This window comes from Sphingobium sp. B11D3B (assembly GCF_025961735.1).
In the GTDB taxonomy this organism is placed as follows: Bacteria; Pseudomonadota; Alphaproteobacteria; order Sphingomonadales; family Sphingomonadaceae; genus Sphingobium.
In genome coordinates, this window is sequence record NZ_JAOQOF010000001.1 from 1,892,186 (window position 1) to 1,907,704 (window position 15,519).

Here is a 15,519-nt window from a genome sequence, read left to right on the forward strand (position 1 = left end):
ATTTTGGGTGCCCGCCCGGCCTGAATGGCCGGGCGGGCATTTCTGCAAGAGAAAGCCGGGCCTCCTTTCGGAAGCCCGGCTGGCATCTGCAGCGCTGGCGCTGGATCAGAATTTGACCCGCACGCCGGTCCGGAAACGCGCCCCGAAGGTGTCGAAATAGACCGGGTTGGTCGGATAGTTGGAGCCACCCAGGCCGCCGCCACCCGGCGCAATCGGCGGCTTCTTGTCGAAGATATTGTCGATCGCACCGAACACCTCGATGCTGTTCCGACCATTTCCGACCGGGATCGCATAGGACATGGCGAGGCCGAAATAGCTCGCTCCCTTCACGCGGTTGGTGTTGATGCTGTTGCGCAGCGTCGGGTCGTAGCCTTCATCTTCCGGTCCAACCCGCTCGACGTTGTAGATGCCCGAGCTGATCCGGCGCATGCTCACCGTGGCGTTGAACGGCCCGCTGTCATAGCTCAGGAACGCGTTGACGATCCACGAGGGCGCGGGGTTGAAGTTGCCGCCGCTGCTCACCGGCCCGGTCTGCCCGGCGTAGTCGATCACCGGCGTCGTCGGGTCGGCCTGCACCTTGAAGTCATATTGGTGGTTGGCCAACACCCGCAGGTTGAGCGCGCCGCCCCAGTCGGCCGAGAGGTCGGACATGCGCAGCGTGTAGTCGAACTCGAAATCGAGGCCGCGCACAGTCATGTTGCCGAGGTTCACCTGGCGGGCATCGATGTACGAGATATTCGTCGGCGAGACGAAGGTGATCCGGTCGCAGAAGATGTCGAACTGATCGCAGAAATCGACGATCTGCTGGCCGCCGAGCCGGCTGACGGCATCCTCGATGGCAATCTGATACCAGTCGACCGACATGCGCAGGCCTGGGATGAAGCTTGGACGAAACACGATGCCCGCCGTCGTCGTATCCGCCTTTTCCGGCGTCAGCGCGAAGCTGCCGCCATTCAAGATCGGGGTCGGATCGTCATTGCCCACGCCCGCGATGTTCGGATTGTCGACGATGCCCTGCGAGGAGCCTTCCTCCGTCGCCACCTGGCGCTGGAAAAGCTCGCGGAAGCCGCCAGCGCGGATATCGCGCGAGCGCGAGCCGCGCAGGCGTACACCGCCGCCGATTTCCCAGATGCCGCTGAGCTTGTAGCTCACCGCTTCGGTCGTCTTCTCCTCGCTGGTGAACGCATCCGACGCCTTGTTGCGCGTCCAGCGGACGGCGCCGTTCAGTTCCAGCGTCTCGAAGAAAGGCCGGTTCGCCAACAGCGGCACGCTCACTTCGCCGAAGGTTTCGAGAACCTCGATGGTGCCGCCATAATCCAGGCCGAAGGTGAAGGCATAGTCGGTGTAGTTCGGGATATCGCCGTGCGTCACGTCGCCCTTTTCCTTGCGATATTCCACACCCGTGGCGGCGCCGACCGGCCCGGCGCCAAAGCCGTCGAACAGCGAGCCGCTGATCGAGGCGGCAGCGACATGCTGGGTATAGAGGAAGTCCTCCACCACCGGGCGGTAGGCGTAGTCGATGGCCGCCTGGCTGAGATTATCAAGGCCAAACAGGTTCATCGGCACGCAGCCCTGCGCGCGCGGATCGGGATTGGCCTTGAGCAATTCGCGGCAGACGATCTGGTTGTTCGCGGGGTTTACCACCGCGTCCAGCCCATATTGGAACTCAGTGTTCACGCGCGAATAGCGGGCGGACTGGTGCCGCTTGTTGCGGCCGTACTGGTAATAGACGTCCCAGTTCCAGCCGCCGCCAATCTCGCCGGTGACGCCGAACACGGCGCGCCATACATCGGCGGTGACGGAGTTGAGTGCCGGAATCTGCGCATCGACATCCTTGCCCAAGCTGAATTGCGTGCCGGCCAGCAGCGTCTTCAGCGAGGCGGGCAGGAAGGCGTTGTCCGGCTTCACGAAATAGGTCGAGCGCGGGCCTGCCGTCACGCCGCTGTTGGAGGCAGAGCGATGCGCGTAGGTGACTTCGGTATAGGCTTCGACCGTGTCCGACAGGTCGTATTTGCCGGAGAGATAGCCGACGAAGCGCTCGACCGGCGTCTGGATGTCGGAATCCGCATAGGTCGATTCGCCGTCACCCCCCTGGCGCGGACCGGTCTGCGACGATTGGACGTATGTGCCGGGATCGAACTGCACGATGCCGGTGCCGTCGTCATTGAAGCGGATGTTGCGCGCCGCTGGCGCAGCGGGCGCACGGTTGCGGACGACGCCCCGCGCGTCGTTAAACGCCTGCTTGGAATTGGGTCCGATGATGAAGTTGGGCAGACCATAGCCCGGCGTGCCGGGACGATCGAAGCCAGAGAGCGAGCCGTTGGCCAGCACATTATTGGCATTCACGAAGACGTCGTAGCTTTCCGCACACCAGTCGCGCGAAAGCGAGCAATCGCCGATGCCGTCCTTCTTCTCATATTCGCCGCCGATGACGATATGGCCGCGGCTGCCGACGCGCGTGCCATAGACGAGCGAGCCATGATGGCCCTTGCCATCGCCTCGGAAGGTCTGGCCATAATCCACCTGCCCGCGCAGCCCCTCGAGCTCGGTATCGAGGATGAGGTTGACGACACCTGCAATGGCATCCGACCCGTAGGCCGCCGAGGCGCCGCCCGTCACCGTCTCCACGCGCTTGATCATCGCGGTGGGAATGAGGTTGAGATCAACCGCACCGCCATCCGATGTCGGCACGAAGCGCCGGGAATTGACCAGCGTGAGCGTGCGCGTGCCGGAATCCGGATTAAGGCCGCGCAGGTTCGCATAAGAGGCGCCGACATTCGCGCCCGCGGTGATGCCGGCGGTTGCGTCCGACTGGAACGCCGTGTTCTGCGGGATAAGCTCGACGATATCGCCGGCATTCACGATGCCCAGCTTCTCAGTCTGCTCGATGCCGAACACCGTGGCGGGCGTCGGCTCGTTAAAGGCGTTGTTGCGGATCCGCGTGCCCGTGACGACGATGGATTGCTCGCTCGCGCTCTCCGCCCCGCTGCTGTCCTGCGCCTGAACCGGCATTGACAGCAACGCCGCCGCCGGCAGTGCCGCCCACAGCAGATGCGACGCGCCCCCGCGTCCTTTCACTTTCAAAGTCATTCGTACGGCCTCCCCATTATGTATATTTTGCGCGCACGACCTTTGCCGGGCGCGATCTCATGCGGACCATCGCATTGCGCAACGGGCCGCTTCTTATCTCCAAGTGATCCAGCTTATGCCGAATTCGGCACAAACAGAGCCGGACGACGGCATCGCCCGGCTCCGATGTCATCGGTGTGCTGCGGTGCTCTTACGCCCAGTTGAGCGCGCGCTTAATCGTGCCGCCCAAAATCCACTCCTTGTCACTCTGCGAAATCTCATTGGTGTGGAGAAGGCTGTAGAGCGCGTCCGCATAGGGCTTCCAGTCCTTGCGGAGCGGGAAGCCATTGGGACCCGGCGGCGTTTCCGTGCCCCAGCGCTGCCGGGTCATGTCGCTCGCCCACAGGCACCGTTCCGGGCCGAAGGCGTGCAGGATCTTGTGAATGTATGGCCAGATGTCGTGATAGGGATAGGCCTCCTTGGAGATGATCGGCATCCCGCACAGCTTCACATAGACATTGGGATAGCGCGCCATGTCGAGCAGCTTGGGAAGGTTCGCCCAGCGATCCTTGGGCGGCGCGATCATCGACTGGGTGACCCCGTAGTGATCGATGATGATCGTCATGTCCGGGTGCCGCTCGGCATAGATCGCGGCCTCGTGACCGAACTCATGGGCACCGACGAACATCGGGATCTTATATTTGGCGCCATAAGCGAAATAGCGGTCGAACGCGCCCTGCTTGACCAGCGGACTGACCGCGATCTGCGCGCCCGGCTTGCGCCAGACCTGCCCGTAATTGGTGAACAGCACGCGGGTCGCCAGCATCCCCGGCTTCTTCTTGAAAGCCGCCATCTGCTGCTCGAGATCGGGCGCCGCATGGTCGAACACTTCGACCGCCCCGAACCGGTCCGGATAGTAGCGCACCGCCGCTTCGTTAAAGGCCCGGCCCGCATAGATAATTGCCTTGTCGACGCCGACACAATCGATCGCCTCGCGCGCCAGCTCGACGTTGATGAACTCTTCAAGCTGTGGCGTGATCGTCTCGCCTTCGGGCTTGGCGGCGCGCATACCGCCGCCGATATGGGGTTCGTGGATCTGACCGTCGATGATCTGCATATACCTTGTTCCTCTCGCCTATGCTTGATGGTCGGTGGCGGGCCAGCGCCCGCCTTCCGGTCAGAACCGCTTGTTCAGGGTGAGATACCACTCACGCGGGGCGCCCGGCTGGCCGTTGATCTGCGGATAGCCGATGGCCTGGTAGATGAAGTAGTTGCGCCAGTAGAACTGCTTGAAGACGTTGGTGACGCCCGCTGCGATGGAGAAATCATACTCCTTGTTTGCGTAGGTCAGGCGGGCGTTAACCAGCGAATAGCCATCCTGATTATACTCTACGCGGTCCGGGCTGTAGACTTGGCTGCCGGTGTAGAACCAGTCGACACGCGGCGTGACCGTGCCCTGCAGAGCCGGCGCATCGAACTCATACTGGATGCCGGCGTTGGCCTTGAGCTCGGGGATCGCCACCGGGCGCCGGTTCTGGCCGGCCGGGCGGGCATCAAGATCGGCCGACGAGAATTTGTGGTAGCCGATTGAGCCGCCGACCGCCAAACCCTCGACCGGACGGAAATCCAGCTCCAGCTCGAAGCCTTTCACCTTGCCCGGCGTGTTCTGGTAGAAGGTGCGGCCGATGCAGGCGAAGCCGGGCGTGTTGGCGGCGATTTCAGCCGATGTCAGCGGACGGCAGGTGGTGAAGGCAGGGTTCACCGGGTTGGGAATTTCAAGGAAACCGCCTGGCGCTGGCTGCCCGTTCGCACCCAACTGATACTCCTGACCGGAGACACCCGTCGGACGGGTCTTATAGTCCGTGTAGAAGGCCGCAGCGTTGATCCGCAGCATCCTGTCGAACAGATCGGTCTTCACGCCCAGTTCATAGGACTGGGTTTCATCGCCCGGATACTGCGCAACCTGACTCGGCTGCAGCGGACGGGCATTGAAGCCCGGCAGCCGTGCGCCGGTGGCCACGGACGCGTAGATCATCGTGCGCTCGCTCAGCTTGTAATCCGCGCCGACCTTCCAGTCGAACCGCTCATCCTTAATGTCGAAGTTAAAGACGGTCTGGCCGGCCGGTGAAATGGTGAACTGCGTCGAGGCGGCCGTCGTGCCATCCAGCACGCTGCGATAGTCGACACCCTTCTTGTCCTTGGAGAAACGCCCACCGAGCGTCAGGCCAAAGCGATCGCCGAACGGCCGCAGCGTGGCGTTGGCGAACACTGCCTTGCTTTCCGGCGTGTAGCGGCTCCACAGGTAACGCTGCGTATTGTTGAACGGCGACGTGCCCGAGAAGCGCTGTTCGCCATCCGCCCAATAATAGAAGGCGCCGACGACCCAATCGGCCCAGCCGGTCTTGCCGATCAGGCGGATTTCGCCAGTCCAGTCGTCCTGGAACACGTCGTTGCGGTTGTTTTCCATGGCGATGGGCGAACCATCGACATCGAACCCGAACACGCCATCATAGCGGCGATAGCCGACGATGCCGACGACATCGATATTGTCGCTGATCTCATACTCGATCCGTGCATTGCCGCCCCAGTTCGTCTGCGGAACGTTGCTGGGGTGCGTAATGCCGCCGCGGAAAGGCGAGCCATTGTAGAATGTGTTGCCAGGAATCGCGGTGCCGGCGGCAATCGGATCGGCAAAAGTCGCGAAGGTCGTATAAGGGTCGCCGGTGATGAAGCGGCTATCATAAGCAAAGGTCGGGCCGCCCGGTGCCGTCCAGCGGTTGAACAGCGTCGAGACCGCGGAGCGGCCGGCTGCGACGGCCGGATTGATGGCGACGACGCTATCCATGGCCGCCTCCGAATTGTCCTGGAGATAATCCAGCGCGGCGGTGATCTTGAGGCGCGGCGTCGGCTCCCAGTAGATCTGGCCACGGATGGCCTGCACATCTTCACCACCCAGATGGCCGATGGTGCAATCCTTGGGCGGATTGATGTCGGAATTGTTGAGCAGGCCGGCATCCGCAGTCGGGAACAGACCGGCCAGCTGAGGCGTGCCCCGGCGGATCATTTCGCAGCGGAAATCGAGCTGCCGCTGGTAGCCAGTCATCTTCTTGACCAGACCGGAGACAGAGAGCGACATGGTCGATCCGAGCGGCAGATTGATACCGACGCGCATCTCGCGGCGGTCATAGCTGCCGACTGTGAACTCGCCATAGCCCGAAGCTTCGCCCAGCACCGGGCGGCGGGTAGTGAGGTTGACGGCGCCGGCCAGCGAGTTGCGGCCGAACAGCGTGCCTTGCGGGCCGCGCAGCACCTCTACCCGCTCCAGATCAAGCAGATCGAACATGGAGCCGAAGACCAGCGGATAATAGACATCGTCGATATAGAAGGCGACGCCCGCCTCGCCCGACAGATTGGTCTCGCTCGAGCCGATGCCACGGATGAAGGCGCTCATGCCGGGGCCGAATGCCGCCTGCGACTTCTCGAAGGAGACGTTGGGAACGACCCGCGACATTTCGGCGACGTTGGTCAGCCCCTGCTCCATCAGCGCGTCTGCCGGCAGCGCCGAGATCGCAATCGGCGTATCCTGCAGGTTGGTCGCGCGGCGGGTCGCCGTAACGACGATGTCCGCGATCCCGGTTCCACGCTCGGAAGCGCCGTCCGCCTCAGTGACCTGCGCATGGCCGGTCTGCGCTATACACAGCGCCAGCGCGGACGCTGAAAGCTTGCCGAAAGTCCTCTTCATCTCATCCCCTCCCGAATTGGTGCAGCCATGTCTGGCCTCGGGGGGAGCACTAGAGGGGCTCCATCATCCAATCTTGCCGGATGCGGCACTGAACGACGCCTTGCCCGGCATATGCCGTTTACGAACCCGCGTTCATCACGCGAACTACTGCAGTTCCGGATAAGGCAGCGCCGGTCCCTCTCCGATGCGGAAGGTGCAGTGACCGGTATAGACCGCGGCATCGCCATGCGCGCGCACGGGCCGGCTCATGAGGTAACGGCCATTGATCAGCCGGACCGTGCCGTTTTCGTAGCGCGCCACGACGTCCTTCTGCACGACCCGCACCTGCCGACCGGCGAACAGCGCCTCCAGCGCATCGGTATCATCGTGGATGCCATCGGCATGGAGCACTGGCACTTCGGCGGCCTGAAGGGCGGCGGGCACCAAGGCCGCGCCGACGATGGCGCCGCCGCTCGCACCGATGAAACCGCGACGGGAAAGCTGGGTGTTGGTCATCATGGTCTCCAATCAGGAAAAATAGAGCTTGAGTGCAGTCCGGCAAATCTGGGCGCGCTGGGCGGGGTCGGGCACCCAGCGGCGGTAGCTGGCCAGCACCTGCTCGTAGCCGATGCGGCGTTCGTAGCCGACGAAGGGCGCGTCACTGCCCCACAGCAGGCGATCGGTGCCGACGCGTGACACCAAATGGTCCGCGACATGCTGGGCGAGGCTTTCGAGGTCGCCATCGGGATCGTCGCGCCAGGCTTCCGGCCCCGGCAGGCGGAAGCCGCCCGAGAGCTTGACCCAGGTATGTCCCTTATCGACGGCATCGAGCATCGCGCGGAAGCCGACGCAATCGAGCGGCGCTTGCGGATCGGGATGGCCGAAATGGTCGATCACGATATCGACGCCGCTCTCCACCAGCGCATCGAGCACCGGCGGCAGGTTCTGTCCCTCGATGGCGACATGGACATGCCAGCCAAGATCGCGGGCGCGGCGGAACAGCAGCCGATATTCGTCGCTGCGATAATCGGCATGATATTCGGCGCGGGCGAGCTGCAACCGGATGCCGATGATGCCATCGTCGCGCATCCGCTCCAGCACGTAGAAATCCGTGCCCGGCGGGACGATGGCGGTGCCGCGCAGCCGCTTGTGGCGGCGCAGTTCGGAGATCAGATAATCATTGTAGCTGCCCGAAATACTCAGCGCCGAAATGACGGCGAAGTGGATGCCATGCGCATCCATCCGCGCCAGCAAATCGTCGGCAGTGAAGGCATAGTCCGGCGTGATCCACGCGCCGCTGGTGACAGGCATGTCCGCCGAAAAGATGTGGGCATGGCAATCGATGATAGGATTGCGCACCGCGTCATCGGTCAAGGATGTCATCTCGTCCCCCTCCTCGACTGCATCATTGCGCGCGCGGATACTCATCCGCGTTCAGCACCCAGCCGGGCATGTCCGAGAAATCGGCACGCGGGGGCGAGAAGATATCGACCAGCACGTTACGACCGGGCGCGGACGGCGCGGAGGTGTGGATGACGCGGGGCGGAATGACGCACACCGACGGCGCGCCGCAGCGCTCATGCTCGTCGTCGCGCCAGTCATGCTGGTTGGCCGTCCATGGCCAGCGCAGATGGTGCATATAGTCGCCCTCCAGCGCCAGGGAGCACTGCTCGAAATCATCGTGATGATGCGGCGAGAGCTTGGTCACATCGCGCGGCCCCTGCGGCGGGAAGACGTTGACCATGAAGGTGGTGCATCGCCAGATCTTGCCGAAGCGCCCCGGCTCGTCGGGCACGTCCAGGCTGTAGCTGCGCAGCTTGAACCCATCGACCGGATCGGGCCACGGCTGGAACGGCGGAATCTGCGGATGCGGCCCGGCATAGGCCTGCGGATTGACGACCCGCGCAAGCAGGTCCTTGGCTTCGAGCGAGAACAGCCGGACGATCCGACCACCCGAGCGGACCGTGATGCGGCTATCCCCCGGGGGCACGAAATTGATGGTGTTGCCGGCAATCTCGTGCGCCACGCCGTCGATCTCGATGGTCAGCGCGCTCTGGGCATCCGGCAGCAGCAGGACATATTCGTCGATCTGGCCGGCTCGCTCGAACACCGCACCTTCTTCCGCCTGCGAGTAAGCGACGACGAAATTCTGCCCGCGCGTCAGCCAAGTCTTGAGGCCGGGCGCCGTCTCCTGTGGGGCCTCTTCATAGAAGCGGGCGTAAGTGGAGGCCCCGAAGGCGCTGGCCGGCGCGGCTCCCCCGGCTGCGGCAGTCGAGAGGCGGGAACGGGGATCGTCGGATTCGTACATGAATTACTCCGTGGCGGCGGCGCGGCGGCCGTCCGACCAGTGCAGGAAGGTCTCGGGAGCGCGGCCGCTCACCGGATTGGCGAAATGGAAGCCCATTGGCGCGATGGCGGGATAAGGCGCGAAGGTGACGCCGCGCAGCGGGCCATCCGGCGGGTTCTTGGCGACATCCTCGGGCTTGGGGCGATAGCGTTCACTGGCGCCCGGCACGATCGCGGCCCAGCCGCCGGCATAATCGGCGAGCCAGACATAATCGAGATCCATGCCGTGAATGCGCCAGATGCCGTTCTCGACCACAGCCTGATTCTCGTAGATGCCCGAAATCCACGACCCCTGCCCCTTGGCGGCGCTGTTGAACTGGAACAAGCGCAGACGGATATTGGCGCGCATCCCGTCTTCCGAAACGGTGACATAAGGCTGCGTCTTCTGGTGGATGGCCATGAACGCCGCCGAGCGCCCGGCATTGCCGTAGCGCCCGAACAGCGACCCCCGCACACGCTCCCGCCCGACATAGGTGCCGATATAGGAGAGCTCTTTCCAGCCGTCGGTGGCGAAGAGATCGGCCGTGTCGTCCCAGCGAAACTCGTCGATATAATAGCCATAGGCATCGGCGATGTTTTCCGCGCCATCGAAGGCGGCCGCGCGGGAGAGCAGTGTCGCTGCGTCTCCGGTGCCGGCAAAGGACGGCGCAGGCGCGAGCGCATCGGCGAAGCGCGCTGGTGCTGGTCGATGGCCGGGATAGGAGGCGTCGGCCAGTTGCGAGGGCCTGTCCGGTCGCGCCGCAGCCGCGCCGGGCAAACCGGCCGCAAGCGGTGCCTGCCAGCCTTTTGCATAAGCCGCGCGCATCACCGGCACGCGGCGCAGCGCCGTGATACGCCAGCGGCCATCGTCACCGCGCGCGCAGGTGAAATCCTGAATCGTCGCCGACCAATAGGTCTCACCGCCATGCTGACCGGTCATCCCGATCTCGATATTGCGCACCGTGGCGCTACGTCCGCCCGCATCCATCGTCACGACCGGCATGAGCTGCGGACGGTCGTTCAATTCGCCCGTCTTCAGCCCAGCCTCGCCGAACAGCGCGAGGGCACGGCGCACCCCGGCCCGGCCCACGAACTGCCCGGTACCGGCAATGTCGATCAGCGCGTCCTCGGTGAACAGATCAACGATATCGTCGTCCATCTTGCGGTCGAGGTAGAAGCCGAACGCAGCCTGGAGATTCTGCACCAGCCCCTGTGAGACCAGCAGATCGGCCTGCGCTGCGATCTCACCGGTCGGCAGCGGGCTCGGCGCGAGACGTTTGGCGCCCCACGGATTACCAGCCTGATCCGGCGTGTAATGAAAGGGCACCATCGGCACGCTGGGTGCAACATGGGTCCAGCCCTTGTCATAGGGGCCGGCAAATTGCGGGTGATAGTGCATCCGCGCAATCGCCCAGCCACCCATGCCGCCAGCGTCGCCGGAGACCCGGACATAATCGATCACGTGAATGCCGCCGGCCCAGCCAGCCGACTGGCCGTTCACGCCCGTCATCGCCACCTCATGCCAGCGTCCGCGCGCGGACTGGCCATCGGGCGCGAGGGTAATCACCGGGCTGAGGAACAGGCGCAGATTGAGATGCCCTGCCGGCAGTCCACGACTGTCGCCGCCCATCGTGCTGCGCAGATGCGCCTCGATGGGTGTGCGGCCTGTCACGGATTGCGTGCCGTCGGTCCATAGGCCGTCAGCGGCGAACAGACGCGCCATGTCGGGCCACTGGCCGGCTTGCGCATAATGCGCCCAGACATGCTGGAGGCGTTTGATCTCGCGGATCGCGCGGACATCCGCGAGGTGCGCAGTCAGGTCCGCAGCGTCACTGCCCGCCCCCGCTGACGCCATCCGTGACGTTGCGCAGCCCGCCAGCAGCGTGGCCGCGCTCCCGAGCAAGATCGCGCGTCGCGAGAGGATCATGCGCCCCGGCTCGCTCACGTCGTCGGCTCCAGCGCCAGCGCCTCTTCGTAGACGCTGCGGTCGATCAGCGTCGCAAGCTGCGCGCGCGACCGTGCCGGCCGCTTGTCGCGCGCTGCCAGCCACTGCTCTTCCTCAGTCATGATATCGAGCAGGTCGGCAGGATAATCAGCGTTGAAGGCGTGGTGCTTCCAGGCCGTCTGCACTTCCTCCACCGAATGGCCGCCCCGCTCCACCACGAGGGCCTGCGCCGCCGCCGGGTCCTTGCGGAGCGCCGCTGCTGCATCGATCACCGCGCGGACGAAGCGGACGATCTTCTTGCGCTTGACCGGATCAGCGAGATTTTCCGCTGTGCTGTTGAGGTTGAACTGCTCGGCATAAACGCCATCGCCGCTGAACTCGATCAGGTCGTTACCCAAGGCGCGCGCGCTGTTCTCGCTCTCCGGCTCCCAGATGATCACGGCATCGACGCGCCGTTCGGCGAGCGCCTTGGTCATCTCGCTGAGCGGGCCGGACGTACGGACGACCTCGATATCGTCATAGGACAGGCCGGCCTGCGCCAGCATCTTGTGAAAGAAATAGCCCGAGGACGTCTGCGGGATCGACGCGACGCGCTTGCCCTTGAGGTCGGCAACGCTCGCGATCCCCGCCGATTTCCGCGCAACAATGCGATACTGCCCCTCGGTCACCTGCAGGATGATGCGCAGATTGGGATGCTTGACCGAGTAGCGCAGCGCCTGCGTTTCGGCATGCGTGGCGACATCCGCCACGCCTTCCTCGCCGAAGCCGGCAATGATCGGCTCTCCAACCAGATTGGGAATGCCGCCCATCTTCACGGTGGCGGCATCGGGATAGAAAGTCTTGGCCGCCAGGAGCACGGGTGCGATCTCGAAGGTCTGGATATTGCCGTACACGGCAATCGGCCCCGGCTTCCCCTCGTCCTTGGCCGTAGCACTCGCGGGAAGGAGCGCGCTGGCTGCGAGCATGGCTGCCATTGCGAGAGTGTTCCTGATTGTGCGCACCGTCATCCCTCCTCAACACCGCAACCTGTTGGCCCGGCCCTATTCATTCACGCTAGGCGCGCACGCTGGCGGGCCGCAATTCAAATGCGCGTTGATGCCGCGCGAGGAAAAACTGGCTTCCGTCGAGGACAAATAGCGCAGGCTGGGCTGCGCCACGCTGCCCTCAATCCAGCCCTCCCCGCACCGCCTGCACCGTCTGCGCGGCGGCGTGCGCGAACATCATCGCATCATTGCTCACCATCACCAGTGAGAAGCCCATCGCCAGATAGGGCGCGGCTTCCTGCGCGGTGCCGACGGCCACGCCAGACAGCAGGCCGGCCTGCTTGGTCGCGGCGAGCGTGGCGGCGGTGAGCGCCTCAACATCGGGATGCGCGGCCGATTTGCCGCTGGAGAGAAACAGGTCGCCATGGCCGATGAAAATGCCGCCCACATGCTCGACCGCCGCGAATTCCGCGGTCCGCTCCAGACTGGCCCAGTCCTCAAGCTGGATCATGCGCAAGCACTGGCCGTCACCGCGCGCGACATAGTCCGGGATCGGCGCCAAACCCCAGCGACCGGCACGCGAGGTGAGGCCGAGGCCCCGCTCCCCGGCCGGGCTGAACACCATCTTGCGGCACACCGCGTGGGCATGGGCAGGGTCGGTGATGCGCGGCACCAGCAGGCCATCCGCGCCCGCATCGAGCAGAGGCTGGATGGGCGATCCGTTGTGATCGGGCAGTCGCACCAGCGCGGCCATGCCCATCGCCTGCGCAGCTGCGATCAGCGTGTAGGCGCGCTCCAGAGTGTGCGGGGCGTGCTCCATGTCGATCACCACGACATCGAAGCCGGCATGGCCGATCAGCTCCAGCGTCTCCAGCGACGGCAGCTTGACCCACGTTCCCAACAGGCCCCGGCCCTGCGCGGCCCGCTCCAGCGCATAGTTTACGAAATTCTCCACTGACCGCCCTGTTCGATCCACTGCACCGGTGCGCAAAAAGCCACTGTGCGCAGGCCGACGGCGGCCGCTTGTCTCGAACGGCTCGGAGTCTTTGCAGAGCTGCAACGCCCGCTCGGACCGTGAACATGAAAAAAGCCCCGCATCGCTGCGGGGCTTCTCTCAATCTCGCTTTGAAGGCGATCAGTCGTCGTCGCGCTTCAGGAACGCAGGGGCGAACTCGGGCGCCGGGCCGTCATCGTCGCTGCGCTCGCGGCGGGGGCCGCGTTCGCCACGCTCGCCGCCACGGTCACCACCGCGATCCCGGCGGGGACCACGGTCGCCACGGCCACCGCCGTCACGACGCGGACCACGATCGCCACGATCACCCCGGTCGCCACGGTCACCGCGCGGTTCGCGGGCAGGACGGGTGTCCTCCAGCTCCTCGCCGGTTTCCTGATCGACGACGCGCATGGAGAGGCGCACCTTGCCACGCGGATCGATCTCGAGGACCTTGACCTTGACTTCCTGGCCTTCCTTGAGGACGTCCGCCACCTTCTCGACCCGCTCGTTGCGGATTTCCGAGACGTGGACGAGGCCGTCCTTGCCGCCCATGAAGTTCACGAACGCACCGAAGTCGACCAGATTGACGACCTTGCCGTTATAGACCTTGCCGACTTCCGCTTCCTCGACGATGCCCAGGATCCAGGCCTTGGCCGCCTCGATCTGGTTCACGTCGGACGAGCTGATCTTGATCAGGCCCTCATCGTCAATGTCGACCTTGGCGCCGGTCTCCGCGACGATCTCGCGAATGACTTTGCCGCCCGTGCCGATGACTTCACGGATCTTGCTCTTGTCGATCTGCAGCGTTTCGATGCGGGGGGCATGAGCCGAGAGTTCGGTGCGGACTTCGCCCAGCGCCTTGCTCATCTCGCCCAGAATGTGGGCGCGGCCGTCCTTGGCCTGACGCAGCGCGACCTCGAAGATCTCCTGCGTGATACCGGCGACCTTGATGTCCATCTGCATCGTGGTGATGCCTTCGGAAGTACCGGCGACCTTGAAGTCCATGTCGCCGAGGTGATCCTCGTCACCCAGAATGTCGCTGAGGACCGCAAAGTCCTTGCCTTCCAGGATCAGGCCCATGGCGATGCCGGAGACCGGACGCTTCAGGGGCACGCCGGCATCCATCATCGAGAGCGAACCGCCGCAGACGGTCGCCATCGAGGAGGAACCGTTGGACTCGGTGATGTCCGAGAGCACGCGGATCGTGTACGGGAACTCGTCCTTGCTCGGCAGCACCGGGTGCAGCGCGCGCCAGGCGAGCTTGCCATGGCCGACTTCACGACGACCTGGTGCGCCGAAGCGACCCACTTCACCGACCGAATAGGGCGGGAAGTTATAGTGCAGCATGAAGTTCTCGTAGGAGAGACCGGTCAGACCGTCGATCATCTGCTCGGAATCCTTGGTGCCGAGCGTGGTCGTGCAGATGGCCTGCGTCTCGCCGCGCGTGAACAGCGCCGAGCCGTGCGTGCGGGGCAGGAAGCCCACCATCGCCTCGATCGGGCGGATCTGCGTGGTCGTGCGACCGTCGATACGCTGACCGTCCTTGAGGATGGCGCCGCGCACGATTTCCGCTTCCAGCTTCTTCATGAGCTTGTTGGCGACCATCTGGGTCTGCGCGCCCTCAGCCGCGAACGCTTCCTTCGCCTTGGCGCGGGCTTCGTTCAGGGCACCGGAGCGTGCCGACTTGTCGGTCAGCTTGTAGGCGGCGGCAATGTCCTTGCCGATCAGCTTCTTGAGCTTGGCCTTCATGTCCGCCGTATTGTCGGAAAGGTCGATCTCCCACGGCGACTTGGCAGCCTTCTCGGCCAGCTGGATGATCGCATCGACGACCTTGCGCGAGGCATCATGCGCGAACATGACGGCGCCGAGCATGACGTCTTCGGAGAGCTCCTTGGCTTCCGATTCCACCATCATCACGGCCGTGTCGGTCGCGGCGACGACGAGATCCAACTCGCCGGTCTTCACCTCATCGAGGCTCGGGTTGAGCTGATACTCGCCATCCTTGTAGCCGACGCGCGCGGCGCCGATCGGACCCATGAACGGCACGCCGGAAATGGTGAGCGCAGCAGAAGCCGCGATCATCGCCACGATATCGGGCTCGGTCTCGCCATCGAAGGAGAGAACCTGCGCGATCACGTTGATCTCGTTGTAGAACCCTTCCGGGAACAGCGGACGCACCGGGCGATCGATCAGGCGGGAGACCAAGGTCTCCTTTTCCGTCGCGCCACGCTCGCGCTTGAAGAAGCCGCCCGGAATACGCCCGGCAGCCGAGAATTTCTCCTGATAATGAACGGTGAGCGGGAAGAAATCCTGCCCTTCCTTCACCGACTTGGCGGCGGTGACAGCGCACAGCACAACCGTTTCGCCATAGGTCGCGAGCACCGCGCCATCGGCCTGACGGGCAATACGGCCCGTTTCGAGCTTGAGGGTCTTTCCGCCCAGCTCGATTTCTACTGTCTTTACATCAAACATTGGTTTTCCT

General features: G+C 64.2%; 11 protein-coding genes. 1 reads left to right on the forward strand and 10 read right to left on the reverse strand.

The genetic code is table 11. The annotated features are described in order from the left end of the window. Positions 1 to 105 precede the first annotated feature (105 nt). The 8 genes from M2333_RS08940 to M2333_RS08975 all read right to left on the reverse strand — a co-directional run bounded on the left by M2333_RS08940 (position 106) and on the right by M2333_RS08975 (position 12,034). Positions 106 to 3,090, reverse strand: coding sequence for a TonB-dependent receptor plug domain-containing protein (locus M2333_RS08940; RefSeq protein WP_264611511.1), 2,985 nt, complete (start codon positions 3,088 to 3,090; stop codon positions 106 to 108). A 190-nt stretch (positions 3,091 to 3,280) separates the two neighbouring features. Beyond that, positions 3,281 to 4,186: an amidohydrolase family protein gene (locus M2333_RS08945; RefSeq protein WP_181559006.1), complete on the reverse strand. Its 906-nt coding sequence runs from the start codon at positions 4,184 to 4,186 to the stop codon at positions 3,281 to 3,283. A gap of 60 nt (positions 4,187 to 4,246) precedes the next feature. Then, positions 4,247 to 6,811, reverse strand: a complete 2,565-nt coding sequence (locus M2333_RS08950; RefSeq protein ID WP_264611512.1) for a TonB-dependent receptor — start codon at positions 6,809 to 6,811, stop codon at positions 4,247 to 4,249. A 144-nt stretch (positions 6,812 to 6,955) separates the two neighbouring features. Further along, positions 6,956 to 7,309: a twin-arginine translocation signal domain-containing protein gene (locus tag M2333_RS08955; protein WP_264611513.1), complete on the reverse strand. Its 354-nt coding sequence runs from the start codon at positions 7,307 to 7,309 to the stop codon at positions 6,956 to 6,958. A gap of 9 nt (positions 7,310 to 7,318) precedes the next feature. After that, a complete protein-coding gene (locus tag M2333_RS08960) occupies positions 7,319 to 8,173 on the reverse strand; it encodes an amidohydrolase family protein (RefSeq protein ID WP_264579441.1) in 855 nt (284 codons plus the stop codon). Between the two features lie 22 nt (positions 8,174 to 8,195). Next, entirely contained in the window at positions 8,196 to 9,098 is a 903-nt protein-coding gene (locus M2333_RS08965) for a hypothetical protein (protein WP_264611514.1), read from the reverse strand. Positions 9,099 to 9,101: 3 nt separating this feature from the next. Next, positions 9,102 to 11,060, reverse strand: coding sequence for a nuclear transport factor 2 family protein (locus M2333_RS08970; protein ID WP_264611515.1), 1,959 nt, complete (start codon positions 11,058 to 11,060; stop codon positions 9,102 to 9,104). Continuing rightward, positions 11,057 to 12,034, reverse strand: coding sequence for an ABC transporter substrate-binding protein (locus tag M2333_RS08975; RefSeq protein ID WP_264611516.1), 978 nt, complete (start codon positions 12,032 to 12,034; stop codon positions 11,057 to 11,059). The genes M2333_RS08970 and M2333_RS08975 overlap by 4 nt, the downstream gene beginning before the upstream one ends. On the opposite strand from M2333_RS08975, the gene M2333_RS08980 reads away from it, so the two are divergent. Further along, the gene (locus M2333_RS08980; RefSeq protein WP_264606309.1) at positions 12,024 to 12,197 is read left to right on the forward strand and encodes a hypothetical protein; all 174 of its coding nucleotides are present in this window, start codon (positions 12,024 to 12,026) and stop codon (positions 12,195 to 12,197) included. The two genes, M2333_RS08975 and M2333_RS08980, sit on opposite strands and share 11 nt — an antisense overlap. Positions 12,198 to 12,224: 27 nt before the next feature. Here the strand turns inward: M2333_RS08980 and M2333_RS08985 are convergent, their stop codons facing one another. Both M2333_RS08985 and pnp read right to left on the reverse strand, forming a co-directional pair. After that, positions 12,225 to 12,998 (reverse strand): HpcH/HpaI aldolase family protein, encoded by a 774-nt coding sequence (locus M2333_RS08985; RefSeq protein WP_264611517.1) that lies wholly within the window; start codon positions 12,996 to 12,998, stop codon positions 12,225 to 12,227. Between the two features lie 180 nt (positions 12,999 to 13,178). Further along, the gene (pnp, locus tag M2333_RS08990; RefSeq protein ID WP_181558999.1) at positions 13,179 to 15,509 is read right to left on the reverse strand and encodes a polyribonucleotide nucleotidyltransferase; all 2,331 of its coding nucleotides are present in this window, start codon (positions 15,507 to 15,509) and stop codon (positions 13,179 to 13,181) included. Positions 15,510 to 15,519 lie beyond the last annotated feature (10 nt).

Excerpts from the sequence above, each read along its gene's own strand:
- M2333_RS08940 (WP_264611511.1), bottom strand. The coding sequence starts at position 3,090 with ATGACTTTGAAAGTGAAAGGACGCGGGGGCGCGTCGCATCTGCTGTGG.
- M2333_RS08945 (WP_181559006.1), bottom strand. The coding sequence starts at position 4,186 with ATGCAGATCATCGACGGTCAGATCCACGAACCCCATATCGGCGGCGGT.
- M2333_RS08950 (WP_264611512.1), bottom strand. The coding sequence starts at position 6,811 with ATGAAGAGGACTTTCGGCAAGCTTTCAGCGTCCGCGCTGGCGCTGTGT.
- M2333_RS08955 (WP_264611513.1), bottom strand. The coding sequence starts at position 7,309 with ATGATGACCAACACCCAGCTTTCCCGTCGCGGTTTCATCGGTGCGAGC.
- M2333_RS08960 (WP_264579441.1), bottom strand. The coding sequence starts at position 8,173 with ATGACATCCTTGACCGATGACGCGGTGCGCAATCCTATCATCGATTGC.
- M2333_RS08965 (WP_264611514.1), bottom strand. The coding sequence starts at position 9,098 with ATGTACGAATCCGACGATCCCCGTTCCCGCCTCTCGACTGCCGCAGCC.
- M2333_RS08980 (WP_264606309.1), top strand. The coding sequence starts at position 12,024 with ATGGCTGCCATTGCGAGAGTGTTCCTGATTGTGCGCACCGTCATCCCT.
- M2333_RS08975 (WP_264611516.1), bottom strand. The coding sequence starts at position 12,034 with ATGGCAGCCATGCTCGCAGCCAGCGCGCTCCTTCCCGCGAGTGCTACG.
- pnp (WP_181558999.1), bottom strand. The coding sequence starts at position 15,509 with ATGTTTGATGTAAAGACAGTAGAAATCGAGCTGGGCGGAAAGACCCTC.